A 17,378-nucleotide genomic window follows, 5' to 3' on the forward strand; every position below is an offset into this window, starting at 1 on the left:
AACCATTATTATCTTGCGGAGAGTAGTGCGCCCCGGCACAAGATCGACCGTATCCTGTTCAGCGACGATGTCGTCTGGGATATCGCAAAGATCGGGGCCATGACAGCCACGAAGGGCACCGACAAAGCCGACCTGATCGGCGGCTACAACGAGGCCAGCAATCGCGTCGAGAGCGGCGACGGTAACGACACCGTCGGCGGCAGTATCTTGAACGACACGCTCGATGGCGGGCTTGGCGACGATTCGTTGTCGGGCAGCCGCGGCGACGATCGCATTCTCGGCGGCGCGGGCGATGATAGCGCCAGTGGTGACGAAGGCAACGACACCCTTGTCGGCGGCATCGGCAACGATTACCTCGCCGGTGGTTTCGGCAGCGATACCTACGTCCTTTCCAAGGGCGATGGCGTCGACCGCATCCTGGCCGACCATCCAAATAGCGAGGGATCCATCAGCGAGATCGAGACGATCGAGTTCGCGGACGCAACGTCGTCCGAGGTGCACGCGTTCAGGGTCGGCCACGATCTGGTGCTGAAGTATGGCGCGAACGACCAGGCCATTGTGCTCAATCACTTTCATTCCCAAGCCTCGCGCGCTGACAGGCACAAGATCGACCGGATCAGGTTCAGCGATGGCGTCACGTGGGACAGGTCCATCATCGATAACCTGGCCGTCACACCCGGTACTGACGGCAACGATACGATCACGGGCTACGACTATGCGACCAACCGGATTCATACCGGAGACGGTAACGATAGCATCACGGGCGGGGCCCTGAGCGACGAGCTCAGCGGCGCCGCCGGCAACGACGTAGTGAGTGGCGCGGCGGGCAACGACACGCTCATCGGCGGAATCGGAAACGACACGCTCGAAGGCGGGGCCAACAGCGACACCTACTTGTTGTCCAAGGGCGACGGGAGCGACCGCATCACGGCAGAGCACTGGTCGGAAAACGAGAACGAGTCAATTACGTTCAAGGACGTGGCGGCGGCCGAGTTGCGCTCCATCGAGCGGGTTGGTAACGATCTGGTCATCCGGTATGGCGTCAGCGACGACATCACCGTGCTCAATCATTTCCATTCTCAGGAAGACCATGCGAGGCGGCACCAGCTCGACCAGATCAAGTTCAGCGATGGCGTCACCTGGAACAAGGACGAGATCAACAAGCGTGCCGTCACGCGCGGTAGCGACGGCAAGGATACGATCACCGGCGTGGGCTACGAAGCGAACACCATCCTGGCCGGCGCCGGCAACGACAGCGTCACCGGTGGCGCGCTGAGCGATACGGTGTTTGGCGGCAGCGGCAACGACAGCCTGTCCGGCTCGGGCGGCAACGACGAACTGTACGGCATGGAAAACGATGACGTCCTTCACGGCGATCTTGGCAACGACACGCTGGTCGGCGGCACCGGCAACGATACCCTGCGCGGCGGCGCCGGCGCCGACAACTATGTCTTCTCGAAAGGCGACGGCGCCGACAGCATCATCGATGGCGGCGAGGCCGGCATGGCCGACGTCGTCAGCTTCGCCGACGTGGCGTCGACCGACGTGACCTCGATCAAGCGCGTGGACGACAACCTGGTGCTGAGCTACGGCAGCGGCGACGAGCTGACCATCCTGAGTCACTACGCAACGTCGGCCGCCAACAAGATCGAAGAGGTCCGCTTCAGCGACGGCATTATCTGGGACAAGAACGACCTCGAGCAGCTCAGCCGCATCACCTACGGCACGGTCAACGACGACCCTGCGCTGCTGCCGGCCGGCTTCGACAACCATGTCATTGCCCTGGCGGGCAACGACTTCATCACGATCAAGGGGCCGCAAAACTATCTGGTCGAAGGTGGCGCCGGAATCGACCTGAGCCAGGCCGCCGAGGCCTACGCGGCGGCTGCCAACACCCTCGCCGGCGGCAGGGGAAATGACCGCATCATCGGCGGCAAGAGCGCCGACACCTACCTGTTCAGCCGCGGGGACGGCCAGGACCGCATTCTCGACGCCGACATCGCCAGCGGCTCGGCCGATCGCATCGTGTTCGGCGCCGGCATCACGCTCAGCCACCTGAAACTGAGCCGCTCCGGCAACGACCTGGTGGTCCTGGTCGCCGATCCGGCCAATCCGGGCGCCAACGACCAGATCGTCATCGAAAGCTGGTTCGCCTCGCTTGTCGACGGCAAAAACCAGATCGAACGCTTCGAATTCATGGACGGCACGGCCACCACGGCCGCCCAGATCACGCGCATGGGCAACGTCATCGGCGGCAGCGCCGGCGCCGACCTGATCACCCTGCCGTCCACGGGCGCCGTGACCGCTGCCGGCGCGGGCGACGATGTCGTGAACTACACGGGCAGCGCCGACAACGTCATCAATGGCGGGGCCGGAAACGATGTCATCCAGCGTCAGTCGGGCTCTGCCGTAGAATACAACGCGGTCAATACCTTTACCGGCGGCACCGGCAACGACACCATTACCGGCGGCGCCAGCAGTGATACCTACCGTTTCAACCGCGGCGATGGCATCGATGTAATCTACGACAATGACCTGAATAACGCGACGACCGACCAGATTGTTTTCGGCTCGGGCATTACGATGGCGGATATCTCGTGGGACCGCTCCGGTGACGATATGGTCATCAGGATTGCCAATCCTGGCAAAGCAAGCGACCAGATCACCATCGCCGGCTGGTTCCCCAAGGAAGGGAGCAGCACCAGCTCGCGCTGCCAGATCGAGAAATTCCTGTTCAACGATGGCAGCATGGTCAGCAAGGCGCAATTCGTGACGACCTTGCCGCATCCTGTGCTGACCAATGAAACGCCGATTGTCAACTTCTACGGCGGCGCCGGCGACGACACCTTGCGCTACCTCGGCGCCGGCGGCACCCAGATACTGGGCGGCGCCGGCAACGACACGATCGAGGTCGGCCCGCTGGCATGGGGCAGCGCGCTCAATGGCGGCGCCGGCAACGACCGCATCGTCACCCGCGGCAGCAAGGACACCTATGTGTACGGGCGCGGCGACGGCCAGGACACGATTCTCGACTATGGCATCACGGGCGATGGCCGGGAGGACCGGATCAGCTTCGGCGGCAACATCCGCGCCGCCGACCTGATTGTCGAAAAGGTCGGCGAGCACCTGCGCGTGACCCTGCGCGACGCGAATGGCAACAGGAGTGCGGACCAGATCACGATCGAAAACTGGTTCAGCAATCCGGACTGCAGGATCGAAGCCTTCGCGTTCGCCTCGGGCGGCCCATTGCTGATGACGGACCAGATTACCCAGCTCGCCATGCGCCAGCAGGGCCAGGTGGGACTGGAAAACACCGACGCGGCCAACCTGGGCCAGATTACGGTCGGCGGCAGCGGCGAACGGATCAGCCTGAACACCATCAACGGCAATGTGGTGGTCCGGGACATCGACGACAGCCTGAAAACGAGTGGCCTCGATATCGGCCTGGTACGCACCTACAATTCCTACAGCACCAGGGCCAATCCCTGGGAGTTCGGCGTGGGCCGCAGCGTGCGCACGGCCAAGCCGGGCGCGGTGCCGGTGCGCCTGAACGGCGACGGCTCCGAGAGCGTCTACGAACTGGTCGCCGGATCGCTGTACCGCAGCGTGGACGGCCAGGGCGGCTACGACACGCTGGCCTACGATGCCACGGCGCAGACCTGGACCTGGACCGACGGCGCCAGCGGCGTCGTGGAAACCTACGCGGGCGCCGATGGCCGGCTGCTCACTGCAAGCGACCTGCAGGGCAATCTGACCAGCTACGACTACAACGGCGCCAAGCAGCTCGAAGCCATCCGCAGCGCCAACGGCGAGAAGATGTCTTTCGTCTACAACACGGCCGGCGACCTGGAGTACGTGAGCAGCAGCTTTACGCTCGACGGCGGCAGCCGCACCAGCACCCGGGTGCGCTACGCATATGACGAACTGCATCGCCTGACCCGGGTCACCACCGACCACAGCCCGGACGATAACAAAATTGACGACGGCGATACCTACTGGACCGTCTACCAATACGAGCTCAACAGCAACCGCATTACCAGTATCGCGCAGAAGGATGGCAGCAAGCTGAGCCTGACCTACCAGCGCGACCCGGCCAGCGGACGCTACGCCGTGGCCTCGACCACGGACGGCTTGAACCGGACCATGCGCTTTGCGCGCGACGCCAGCGGCAACACCACGGAAGATCCGTTCGGCCACAAGGTGAGGTATACCTACAACAACCTGGCCCAGGTCGAGAGCGTGACCGACCTGGCCACCAACCAGACGACGCGCCTGTTCTACGACGCCAAAGGCAATGTCAGCAGGACGGTGGACGCGCGCGGCGTCGCCACCGAATTCCGCTACGACGCCAACGGCAACCAGACCATGCGCATTGTCGATGGCGTGGTGATCACGGAGCGCACCTTCGGCACGGTGCCCGGCCAGCTGCTGCGCGAAACCACTTTCGCCAGCGGCAACCAGGGCGCGGACGGCGCGCTCACCACGCGCATGGTCTACGATGCCAAGGGACGGCTGCGCTTCCAGCTCAGCCCGGAAGGCCGGGTGACCGAATACCGTTACAACGCGGCAGCCGACAACAAGGCCAAGGACGAGCCGGCATCGCGCCTGGTGTTCAGCGGCAGCTTGTACGACCTGGCGGGACTGGAGCCCGCCAGTATTCCGGCCCTGGCAACGATGGAAGCGTGGGCCGGCGGCGCGCTCAAGTCGGGTGCGGTCCTGACCGACTACCGCTACGATGCGCGTGGCTTGCTGGCGATGACGATCGCTTACAATACGCTTGATGTCTTCGGTACCGGCATCGGCCCGGGCGCGGTGGAACGCTACACCTACGACCAGACCGGCTTGCTGCTGCAGACGATCGACGCCAACGGGCGTGCGCTCAGCCGCAGCTACGACGGCCTGGGCCACCTGCTGCACACCAGCGACAGCAAGACCGGCAAGCAAACCCTGACCACCTACGACGACGGCGGCCACCGCACAGTCAGCACCAATTACCTGAGCACGACGACCGCGATCTACGACCGCGGCGGCCAGCTGGTGCAGTCGGAAACGACGGGGCCTGGCGTTGCCGGCCTCACCAGCTACACCTACGATGGCAACGGACGCCTGCGCATGGTGCAGAGCCCGACCGGCCAGCGCAACTTTATCCAGTACGACGCCGCCGGGCGCAAGCTGGCCGAGATCGACGCCGACGGCAGCGTTTCCGAATACTTCTACACTGCCGGCGACCAGGTGGCGCGCATCAAGCGCTACGCCAACCGTATCGACCCGGCGACCCTGGTCGACAGCAACGGCCAGGTGCGCCAGCTGACGCTGCAACGCGCGCCAGCGACCGGCGACGCCACCCCTCCGGTGGCCGACCCCGCCAAGGACCGCAGCAGCTGGCTGTTCTACGACAACCGCGCCCGCCTGGTCGACACGGTCGACGCCTTCGGCTACGTGACGCACAACGCCTACGACGGCGCCTCGCGCCTGATCGCCGTGGTGGCGCGCAGCACGCCGGTCGACCTGAGCCAGCTGGGCGGTACCAGCGTGGCCCAGATCGCCTCCCCGGACGACCGCGCCACGCGCCTGTTCTACGATGCCGACGGCAACAAGACCGGCCAGCTCGACGCCGAAGGTTATCTGAGCGAGATGCGCTACAGCGCCGGCGGGCAATTGCGCGAGACCCTGGTCTACAAGGATCCGAGTCCGGCCGCCGCGCGCGCCGCCGGCAGCCTGGCCGACTTGCGTCCGGCCGGGCAGCGCCTGGCGGCCGGCAGCGTCTACCTGTACAACGCGCGTGGCTTGCAGGTCGCGGCCATCGACGGCGAAGGCTACCTGACCGAGACGCGCTACGACGGCAACGGCAATGTCGCCGCGACCGTGCGCTACGCCACGGCCGTCAAGCCGGGGCCGGGCGCGACCCTGGACAGCCTGCGTCCGGCCCCGAGCGGCGACGACCGCCTCTGGACCTACACCTACACCCCGAAAAACCAGGTCGAGGTGGCCAACGGTCCGGGCGGCACGGTGATGCGCTACCAATACGACCGCCTGGGCAATGTGATCTCGACCACCAGCGCGATCGGCAACGCCGCCGGTCACACCGCGCAAAGCCGGTATGACGGCGCAGGCCGCCTGGTGGCCGAACTGGCAACCGATCAGGTGGCCAAACTGTCGGGCAAGGAGACTGCGGCCGAACTCGATGCCTTCTGGCGCGCGAACGCCACCACCCATGCCTACGACGCCGCCGGCAACCGCATCAGCAGCACCGATGCGCTGGGCGGACGCACCTTGTTCTACTACGATGCCGATGGCCGTCTGAGCCACACCGTCAACGCCGCGGGCGAAGTGCGCGCTCAACGTTTCAATGGCTTCAACCAGGTGCAGGAATCGTTCCAGCTGGCGCTGGCGATCGATCCTTTCAAGCTGGCGTCTCTCTCCGGCGGGCAGAATATCGCCGCCTTCGCCAGACTGGTCGAGGGCTTGCGCAGCGCCGCCGACAGCGTGCAGCGCTTCGACTACGACGGGCGCGGCCAGGTGATCCATCAGACCGATGCGCTCGGCAATCATACCGTCACCGCCTACGACGGATTCGGCGCGGTGAGCGAACAGCGCGCTCTGGCCAAGTCTGGCGAGAGCGCCATCGATGCCGGACGCGACAGCGTGGTGCGCACCGTGTACGACAAAAACGGCCGGGTAGCGGCGCAGATCAATGGTGTAGGCGGCCTGAGCGCCATCAGCTACGATGCGAACGGCAATGTCAGCGCGCGCATCAACTATGCCAATCCGGTCGATGCCGGCCTGAGCGCGGCGCAGATCCGCGACGGCATTGCCAGCGGCCGCTTTGCCGACCCGGCCGGCGCCGACCAGCAGCAGCGCTTCGTCTACGACGGGCGCGGCCTGCTCAGCGCGACCCTGACCGCGTTCAAGGGGAGCGGCGCCGATCAGCAATGGTCGCTCAGCACCCGCACGTACGACAGCGCGGGACGGCTGATTGCCAGCATGTCCTACGCCACCCCGATTGCCAGCGGCGCCAGCGTCGAGAACGTGGCGGCCAGCGATACCGACATGGAAAGCCGCTTCGCCTACGATGCGGCCGGTCGCCTGGCCGTGACCGCCAGCGCCCAGCAGCGCAGCGGCGGCGTGCCGGCATGGTCGCTCAGCAGTCGCGAATACGACGTCAACGGCAATGTGATGGTCTCGCGCACCCTGGCGACCCAGCTCAAGGCCAGCAATCCGTCCGCGCAAGCCTTGCTCGACGCCGTGCAGCCGGCCAGCCAGACCCGCGCCGACGCCGTCGTGCGCTACGTGTACGACGAGGCCAACCGGGTACTCGCCACCGCGACCGCGCAGGGACCGGCAGCCGACGGCGTGGTCCAGTGGTCGGTCAGCCGCAACACCTACGACAAGATCGGACGGCTCGAGAAACGCACCGACCTGGCCACCTTCCTGCGCACCGAGAGCGTGCCCGGGACGGCAATCGCCAGCTGGCTCGATAGCGCGCAGCCCGACGCTGCGGCCGACCGCAACAGCACCTTCGGCTACGACGCGCTGCACCGGCTGGTGAGCACCACCAATGCCGACGGCACGGTGAGCGAGCTGCTCTACGATACCAAAGGCAATGTGGTCCGGAAGCAGACCACGGCCATCGTCAACCAGTTGCGCGTGGTGCATACCAGCAGCACGGTGTACGACCTGAACAATCGCCCGGTATTCAACGTCGATGTGATGGGCGGGGTCACGGAAAACCGCTACGACACGCTCGGCAACGTGATCGCCACGGTCAGCTACGCCACGCCGCTGGGTGCCACCCTGGCGCCCGGCGCGACGGTGGAACAGGTGCGCAAGCTGGTGACGCCGAAGGTCGATCCGGCCAATACGGCGCCGCCGGCCCCGGTGCTGGACCGCAGCGCGCAGTTCGTGTACGACGCCGCAGGGCGCCTGCGCTTTGCGATCGACGCCGGCGGTTACGTCACCGAGTCGCGCTACGATGCCATGGGAAGAGTCAAGGCGACCCTGGCATACAAGACGCCGCTGGCACTGCCGACCAGCAGCGTCGAACGTGAGTTGGCCGCGCAGATGGCGGCACAGGAAGGCGACGCCCGGATCAACAGCGCAACTTACAATGCAAAGGGCAATGTCGTCTCGCGCACCGACGGCCTCAAGCAAACCGAGTATTTCGGCTACGATGCATTGGGCCGGAAAACCGAGCACAAGAACAAGCTCGGTCGTGTGACCGACTACGAATACAACGCGGTCGGCCAGTTGACTGTGGAACGCACGCCGGCGGTCAATGTGGTCGACAATAATCAGGTCGCTTCCAGCGTGCGCCTGGAAACCCGTATCGCCTACGATGCGTTTGGCCAGGTCGCCGCACGCACCGAAGCGGCCAATGTGCCTGCTTACGCCCGTACCACCTCTTACGAGTACGACCTGGCCGGACGCCAGGTGAAAACCCATCTGCCGATCGTGGCGGTCTACGATGCGGCAAGCGATGCGCGGCCATCGGTGTCGAACCTGAATCGGGTCGAAACCACGCCCGGGACGGCGCCGACCATTACAGTCAGCTACGACGCCATGGGCAATGCGGTCAAGAACGTCGATGTGCTGGGCAACGTGACGCGCAAGGTGTACGACAAGCTGGGACGCGTGCGCTACGACATCGATGCACTCGGCTACATTACCGGGCGCGAGTTCGACGCTTTCGGCAACGTGACCAAGCTGACCCGGTTCGCCGAGCCGGCATCGGCCCGCGAACATACGCTGGCGCAACTGTCAGCGGCGCTGCTTGGCCGCGCTGCGCAGCCGGCTGAGCTGGTCGAGTGGACGGCAGCACTCGGGACAGGTAGCAAGGCAACGCTGGCCCAGGCCATGCTGAACCGGCCCGAGGTACAGGGACTGTTTTCCCCGAGCGCTACGAACCGCGACTTCATCGTGACATTGTTCGTGGTAACGCTCGGCCGTCAGCCCGATGATGAAGGCCTGAAGTTCTATCTGAAAATGATGGAAGGCCAAGGGGTTACCCGTGGCGATGTTGTCGCCAGCTTCATCGACGGCATTCGTACCCAACCCGACCTTGCACGTTTTGAAGACAAGGTCAACGCCGGCCTGTACCCGAACGGCACGCGTCCCGATGCCGATTTCAGTATTGCAGGGGTAGAAAAGCAGCTCGCCTTGCGCGACCACGCGGCCGATCGTTCGATCGTCACGGTGTACGACGCTGTTGGCCATGCCACCCAGGTCGTCGAGTCGGCCAGCTTCGTCTACGATGTGCTTGGCGCAGGCTCGGCGGCACAGCTGGGCAGTGGTGTGATGAGCAAGGTCACGCTCACCGCCTACAACCGCTTCGGTGAAGCGATCCGCCAGCGGGTGTACGGTGGCGATGGCACGACCCAGCGTACCGTGGGCAGCGACACGCGCCTGTACTATGACCTGCGCGGAAATAACACAGCCACCTTCACCACGGCCAATACGGCCGCGTCGCTGGCCGCGTCGCGCGCTGGCGTGACCGGTGTTGCAGGGGATGTTGGCGGCTACCTGACCGAAATGCAATACGACGATGGCGGCCGCCTGGTCGGCAAGCGCGAATATGCTGAACTTGCCAGTGAGAAAGCCGGCTGGGGCGATCATCTGTACGCGGCGCTCGGCACCAGTGTGAACGACCGGGTTGTTGCCTATGAGTTCGACGACAATGGCCAGAAGGCCGCTGAAACGCGCCTGGGCGTGATCGTCGATGGCGGTTCGCCATTGCTGGCTGACGGCGCGCGCGCGGGAAAACGTAGTGACCAGGTATGTTTATGATGCGGTCGGCAACCAGACCCTGAGCACGGATGCGCTCGGTGGCGAGGTTCGCAGCTATTACGATGCGGTGGGCCGGGTGACGGCAGTCACGCGCAAGGGCAGCCCGACCGGCGCCATTGCCATGGTCGGTTTCCGGCGCGACGTATACGGCAATGTGGTGGTGCGCACGGAATACGCGAACGCCGCCAGTGGCGACACGGGCTTGCCGCCAGCGGCATCGACCGGTCCTGACAAGGACCGCACGACCATCACGCAGTACAACCGCAACGGCCAGGCCATCGAAATGCGCGACGCCGAAGGCAAGGTCGCCTACGCGTCCTACGATCTCGCAGGCAGGATTGCCAAAGAGTGGCGCGGCGTGACAACCATCGCCGAACCGCGCGCAATGACCCGAAACCGGGTCATGACCAGCTTCACGGTCACGCGTTACGACAAGCTGGGACGCGTGATCGATGTCGTCACGCCAGGCAGCTTCGTGGCGGCGCCTGCCTACCAGAACAAGGCCGAGGTGCTGGGTTCGATGACGCCTACCGCATCGCACAGGGTCAGCTGGGAGGGAGAAAACAAAGTCATGCTGAGCTTTGCCGATCTGGGCAAAGTGGCTATTTATGTCGACCTGGAATACTGTACCAAGCAAGGCATACAGCGCGACGCAAACGAACCTGAGTGGCATGTCACCAAGGATGGCGTCATCGATCCTGCGGAGAACCGTCGCACCGGATTTGCGATTGACGATGCCAGTGCCGAGAATGTGCTGACCTGGTTCGACGAGCCCGGGCAAAACCCGAGCGGCATCAGTGCGCTCCTGAGAGCCAAGGTGTATCTGATCGACGGTGCGGGTAACAGGGTACTCAAGTACGAACTCAACGAAGCCCAGCTCGTCTTGCATGAACCTGTGGTCGGCATTGCCGACGACGCCATGGTTCAGAATCATCAGCAGAATGCCTACAACGGCTTCGGCGAACTGGTCGCGCGCAGCCACAACGGCAAGATGTTCGAGTATGCCGACTATGACGCCAGCGGCCAGGTGTGGCGCACGAATGCCGGTGATGGCGTCGACAAGGTGATTCATCACAATATCGCCGGACAGGTCACCGCGCAGATCAAGAGTGCCGCCGCGGCGGCCAATGGCGTGACCAAACTCACCAATTTTGCGTCGGCGCAAGCCCTGCAGACCTTGCTCGACAACCATTATCCAGCAGGCGCCATCAGCGACTTCGTCAGGACGGAAACACGCTATGACATGATGGGCAGCGTGATCGCCCAGGTCGCCCCGGTGCAAAAAGTGGAAGGGGCAGGCAAGGCGACGGTATTGCAAGGCGTCAGGTATATCGGCAATGAGGTGAAAAATGTTGCGATGTGGGTCGATTGGCCGGATGACGGCGATAAAGGCTCGCTTGGCACGACGGCGGTAGGTGAAAATCACGTGGCAGTCCAGGTGGCGCTGCCTGCCGGTTCGCCGACGATGGAATACAGAATCACCCTGAAGTATGACGAGGTCGTCAGGACTGCCGAAGGCGCGGTCGGCGAAAAAGTGGACACGGTTCGTCCTGCTTTGGACTACATGCAGTTCGTCACGGCGGCATCGATGGCGGACGGTATCGCTGATCTGAAATGGGAAGGGACCGTCCTGCACGCGGTTAACGAAGTCACCATTTACAGCAAGTCGCTGGATGGTACCTGGAAGCTGGTGGGCGGGCCGACGAAAGAAGCCCCGCCACAGTTCCTGCGCATCGCAACGCCGGCGGAGGCGCTGGCGAGCAGCAGGCTGCTCTACAAGAAGGTGTCGCCGGTGCCGACGGATGCCGAATCCCTGCTGGCCCAGACGGCATCGCTGGGAGACTCCTTCCTGTACGATATCAAAGGCATTGCGCCGGGAACATACAGCTTCCGTGCGCTCGTGTCGGACCCGATCGACAGCTCGCTGCAACAGCAGTACGAAAGCGGGACGTTTACGATCGACGCCAATGGCCAGGTCAGCATATCTAGCTCTGGCAGGGCCGCCACCCTGGCACGCCCGACCAGCTATCAGCGCGTAGATCGCTGGGGCAACGTGGTGTCGGTCACCGACCCGCGCGATACCCGCTGGAGCATGCAGTATCAATATAACGCCAACAACCAGGTGCTCGACCAGCATACGATCAGCGAGGTGGGCGGCGTACTGCAGGTGGTGAGCACGGCAAGCCGCTACTACGACCAGCTCGGCCGCGACGTCGGCAGTCGTGACGCGATGCGCGGCTTGACGCGAAAAGTCTACGATGCCAACGGATTCCTGGGCGACGTCATCAATGCCGACCAGGGAGGCGTGCACAACACCTTCAACCTGTTCGGCAACCGTGTGTTGATGGCGCAGACCGAAGGCGTGACTACCGCATATGCTTACGACCGGATGGGCCGCCTGACAACCACCTCGAGCGAAGTAGTCCCTGTCGGCGTAGCGCAGCATCAGGCCGATGGGGGGGGCATGGCGGTGATGCCGACCTACCGGCAGCTGACCGATATCAATCACTATGACGAACTTGGCCGCAAGGTGGCCACCGTAAATGGCGCCGGCGAATGGTCGTCGAGTGGGTATGATCTCGAGGGTAACGTTGTCTGGACACGCCAGGGGTATCGTCTCGACGACAAAGGTGAGCCGGCCATGGAGGCCGGAGGACGCATCACCCGCATGGCGTACGACGCTTTCCATCACAAAACGGCCGAGTACAACGCCAAGTTCGACGCGATGACATGGGAAGTCGATGCGTTCGGCAAGTTGATCAGTCACGTGGACCTGGGCGGGGCGACGGTTAGGTACGACTACGATGGCATGAACCGCCTGGTGAAGCAGACCTCCACCGAGCGCTTCACCACGCTGGAGAAAATACCGACGAGCATGGGAAGCCAGGACATCCGCTACACCTACGAAGGCGGGCTGCTGACCAGGATCGACGACGTTGGAACGCAAACGACGACGACCTATGCCTATAACCTGACCGGTCAGCGCGTGCGCGAGAAAACGGTGGCGATTGTCGACACACTGGCGATCACGGCGCAGGACAACTATATCGAGTTCGACCAGCAAGGACGCATGACCCATGTGGCCGATGGTCAATCCGACGTGTCGATCACCTATGACAAGAATGGCAATCGCAAACGGGTCGTTACGACGACATATGATGGTTATACCAACACACATGTGGTGGACGCCCACAACAAATTCGATGTGATGAACCGGATGGTGATCGCCAACGGTAAGGCGAATCCAGATGATGCCGACACCCCGCTGATGGGCCCGAATGGCCACGTCATGGAATACGACAAGGCTGGCCGGCGCCGCAGCGATAGCTACGTCTACAGTGGCCCGGACCGTTACGATCCGAAAGTGACCAAGGAAGTTTTTGAGTACGACAAGGCAGGGCGCCTGCAGACGGTGACCCGCGATAACGTGGTGACGGATACGCGGATCTACGACGGGGCGGGGCGTATCAGTCTGAGCGGCCAGGCCAGAGGTGTCGATGAAAAAATGTTGCGTCAGTTCGGCCTGGCTGCGGAAGCACGCACGTATGCCTACAACTCATCGGGCCAGATCATTCGCATGAAGATTTGGCAGGTGGATGGAAAGCCCAAGGACGACCTCTACTACATGCCGAGGGAAGGAGGAGGGGGCGGGTATGACGGCGCCGGTAACTTGTTGGGCTACAGCGTGGTTCCACCGGAGTTCGCCAATCACACCGATTACACGTCGCGCTTTGAAAAATTCGATACGTACAAGGAAGCCCTGGTCACCGGTTATGTCAATAACACCACCAGGACAGTGGAGAGCTATTTCGATCAGAACGGCAACGTCAAGAAAATCATCGATAAAAGCGATCCTGATAACTGGCTGACCCGTACCTATATTTACGACGCTGACGGACGGGTATTGCGCAAGATGGACGCGAGCGGCATTACGCGTACGATGATCGTCAACGGTGAAGTGATGGGAACCACCGGGCGCAACGTCGGTACGAACGGTTACGCTAATCCGTACGAGCCGGCCAATTCGGGGGCAAATATTGCGGCACCGACGATCTACACGGTGCGGGTAGATGGAGAAGGCTTGCCGGCCATTGCCAAGACAGTCTGGGGCGACGCGAATCTGTGGTATCTGATTGCCGACGCCAACGGTTTGAGCGGCGGGGAGCAGCTCAAGGCCAACCAGGTCCTGAAGTTGCCGGTACGTGTCAACACCGTTCATAATGCGTATGACACGTTTGCGCCGTACAGCGCGAGCGATGCGGTCGGTACCACCACGCCGACGATGCCGGCGCCGGCCGGTGCGCCGCCCAAATGCGGTCCAGTAGGGGCGATTGTTACCGTCGTCGTGGCGGTGATCATGATGTATGTGATGCCTGTGGGAGCCGATATTTGGGCGAAAATGGCCATTGCGGCAATTTCGGCCGCGACAGCGTCCGCAGCCGGGCAGGTGGCAGGAATCTGGGCTGGAGAACAACAGGAATTTAACTGGAGTGCCGTCGGCATGGCCGCCGTCGGAGGCGCCATTGGTGCGGGGATGAACTTCCAGCCATTCGGGGTGGAGCAACCGTTTGCCAACGCTGTCTTCAATGGCGCGCTGTCAAACGCGTCGGTGCAAGGCATCGCGGTAGCGACGAATTTGCAGGAAAAGTTTGAGTGGAGGAGCGTGGCCGCTGCCGGTATCGGGGCCGGGATTGGTCAGCAAGTCGGTGCAATGGATATGGGCAGCGACAAGATTGGCATGTTCACGAAGAGGGCGCTTGCTGGCTTAGCGGGGGGAGTGACAACCGCAGCACTGAGCGGTGGTCGGGTAAGCTATGCGAGAATAGCTTTGGATGCGTTCGGCAATGCGCTGGGGAGTAGCCTAGCCGACACATTGGCGGAAACTCCCAGCGCTCAGAACGTTAAGCCCACGCTGGCTAAAAATGTAATTCCAGTTGGCTATTCAAGCGGGGACGCAGGGGGAGAATTTTCCGACTGGGGGAATGAAGGCGATTCTTATTCGTATGGGCCAAACCCTAATAGCCGTGATCGATCACGTTACTCAGTCTCTCGCGACAGCTCAGCGCCGATTCCTGGCGTTGATGTTCCCGTAAGTAATGATGAGGCCGCGTTTCTTAATAGATTTTTGTCAAATCCAGGAACGACCGAATTGATCGAAGGAAAACTTGGCACCCTACCAGGTTTTAGCGAAAAAAGCAGATCGGTTGATGTACGCGGCGGTAGTGCTAGTTTCGCAGACGCAGGCTATCAATGGTCCGAATTGCCGGGCCAGGAATTAACACCGTTCCAACGTTATGGGAATAACGCGCTGATGGATTCCGCCGTTAGAGCTCCTATAAACTTCTTGGCAAACACAACGGAGTTTATTGTAAATAATTTGAATCTTAGCTTTACTATGCCTGGTCAGATTGATTACATTTCTTTCATGGATGGTGTGAAGCAACCGTATGTTACAGGTGTAGGTGAGTATGCCGAGTTTGCTATTGGGATGGGCTTGGCCGCTCTTAGTCCTCGTTACCAAATGGGCGCCACGGTAGAGCCAACGTCTGGAGCTACAGTTGCTATTGGCGAGCAAATTGGGGGAAATAGTTCAAGAAGGCTCAACTACACCCCTGCCTCAGTTGGGTTCAATGGATCAACGCAACAAGTTGGGCGTGGATTGAATGAGGTAGTTGTGCCACCCCCTCGTGGGTCTACAATTAGTGCTAATAATTTGGCTGGTGAAGCATGGGCCATTGATGTGGTGGATAATTTGCTTCCGCTAACGCAAGTAAATATTCAGCGCGAGATTACAATTAAGTCATTAGGCCCTTCTGGGAAAAGAACTAGACTTGACGCTTTGGGTACGGATATAAGCTCCAATGCGATTGTTTTGAATGAAATGAAGGCATCTTTAACTGCACCTTTAACTAGAAATCAGAAAATTGTGCATCCTGAGTTAAGTATATATGGTGGTATCGTTGTAGGTGCCGGTAAAGCGCCATATGTCGGGGGGGCAATAATACCGCCAACACCAGTTATTGTTATAAGGAAACCGTAATATGTCTTTGGAAAATACAGAAGTTGTAGATGCCGCAGGTATCGATAAGGATAACGGAGATATAGTTTTGACTATTCTCGATTCGTTGGACTGGGGCGATGAGATAGCGCATTTAACCGCCCTGCAGGCTAAACTGAACTCATATTTTGATTTTGTTGAATCTGGGCAAGTTTTTGAAAATTTTCCCACAGGGGAAAAAAGGGCAGTGCGAATAAATATTGTTAGCAGATATCCGCTTTCAGCAAATGGTGTATCGTTTCTACAGAAAGCCGTAGCAATGGGCTTAACACTACAGGTCTCAATTACACAACAAGAGCATTTTGGAGTGTAGAGCTACTTAGTTAGCTGGTTGGAACAACAGTTAACGGTGCCAGGTCTGACATGTGGACACGGCCTCATCAGCATCTATATCTTGAATGAAAAAGCCGCCCCCAACCCCTGCTCGCTGAAGCGGGGTGTCGGGTGCGGCTTTTTTAGCTGCCCGAATGGCAGCGAGAAAGCTACTTGATCCGAGAGGACCAGCGCTCTGCCTCGTACTTGATGATCATCCCTTCCAGCAGTTGCCGGATGACGGCCTGTTGCGGCTCCGGCATGCCGGCGATGGCCTGGAACTGCAAGGCCAGGTTGGCGTCCGGCGCCAGTTCACTCTCCTCAAAAATCAGAAAATCCGTCGTCACGCGCAAGACCTGGGCGATCTTCTTGATCGCTTCCAGCGACGGCAGGGACGCGCCTGCTTCATAGCGCTTGACCTGCGTAACGTGCAAGCCGAGGGCATCGGCCAGCGCCTGCTGGGTCAGGCCCTTCTGTTTGCGGACGGCGGTAAGGCGAGCGGCGACACTCATGATGTTCAACCAGGTAAAAGAGATCGCCATGATCATATCCCCGCAAAAAATCGTCATGCGCCCATGGTAGCATAAGAGGTCTTCAAATATAATAAAAAGGATACTTGACAGCTTTTTAGCGAAAGAGGGATTTATGCCCCGCATCCCCGAGGCCGACATCGAGCGGCTAAAGAACGAAGTGGCGGTCGAGCGCCTGGTCGAGTCGGCCGGCATCGCCCTGAAAAAGTCCGGCAAGGACCGCATCGGCGTTTGCCCGTTCCACGAGGACAGCGAGCCGTCGCTGGTGGTCACGCCGGCAAAAAACCTGTGGCACTGCTTCGGCTGCCAGATCGGCGGCGGGCCGATCGACTGGGTGATGAAATTCAGGGGTGTGTCGTTCCGGCACGCGGTGGAACTGCTCAAGGCTGATCCTGCCTTAGCCGCCGGTGTGCAGGCCGCCCCCGGCACGCCGCAAGAGCGCAGCACGGCGCGCAGCCTGCCGGCGCCGGTGTCGTTCGACGCCGACGACCAGGCGCTGCTGAACCAGGTGATCGGCTACTACCACGAGACGCTGGCGCAGTCCCCGGAGGCGCTGGCCTACCTGAAAGCGCGCGGGCTGGACCACCCCGAGCTGATCGCGCGCTTCAAGCTGGGCTACGCGAACCGCACCCTGGGCCTGCGCCTGCCGACGCGCGATCGCCAGGCCGGGTCCGACATCCGCAGCCGCCTGCAAA

5 protein-coding genes are annotated in these 17,378 nt (G+C 61.6%); 4 read left to right on the forward strand and 1 reads right to left on the reverse strand.

Going from position 1 to position 17,378, the window contains the following annotated elements; all coding sequences use genetic code 11:
* Window positions 1-99: 99 nt before the first annotated feature.
* Genes F2P45_RS22095 through F2P45_RS22105 form a run of 3 tightly spaced genes read left to right on the forward strand, consistent with a single transcriptional unit; the run spans window position 100 to window position 16,154 of the window.
* Window positions 100-9,783 (forward strand): calcium-binding protein, encoded by a 9,684-nt coding sequence (locus tag F2P45_RS22095; protein ID WP_166879992.1) that lies wholly within the window; start codon window positions 100-102, stop codon window positions 9,781-9,783.
* The gene (locus F2P45_RS22100; RefSeq protein WP_223164805.1) at window positions 9,716-15,823 is read left to right on the forward strand and encodes an RHS repeat domain-containing protein; all 6,108 of its coding nucleotides are present in this window, start codon (window positions 9,716-9,718) and stop codon (window positions 15,821-15,823) included. Before F2P45_RS22095 ends, F2P45_RS22100 begins: the two co-directional genes overlap by 68 nt.
* A 1-nt stretch (window position 15,824) precedes the next feature.
* Complete coding sequence (locus F2P45_RS22105; protein WP_166879995.1) at window positions 15,825-16,154, forward strand: DUF6572 domain-containing protein; 330 nt, start codon at window positions 15,825-15,827, stop codon at window positions 16,152-16,154.
* Between the two features lie 169 nt (window positions 16,155-16,323).
* Here F2P45_RS22105 and F2P45_RS22110 read toward each other — a convergent pair whose 3' ends face one another.
* Window positions 16,324-16,701, reverse strand: a complete 378-nt coding sequence (locus F2P45_RS22110; protein WP_229505224.1) for a helix-turn-helix domain-containing protein — start codon at window positions 16,699-16,701, stop codon at window positions 16,324-16,326.
* A 97-nt stretch (window positions 16,702-16,798) separates the two neighbouring features.
* Here F2P45_RS22110 and F2P45_RS22115 point away from each other — a divergent pair.
* A partial coding sequence (locus tag F2P45_RS22115) for a CHC2 zinc finger domain-containing protein (protein WP_229505225.1) occupies window positions 16,799-17,378 on the forward strand: 580 nt, incomplete at its 3' end.

It is taken from the genome of Massilia mucilaginosa, from assembly GCF_011682145.1.
GTDB classification, from domain to species: domain Bacteria; phylum Pseudomonadota; class Gammaproteobacteria; order Burkholderiales; family Burkholderiaceae_D; genus Telluria_A; species Telluria_A mucilaginosa.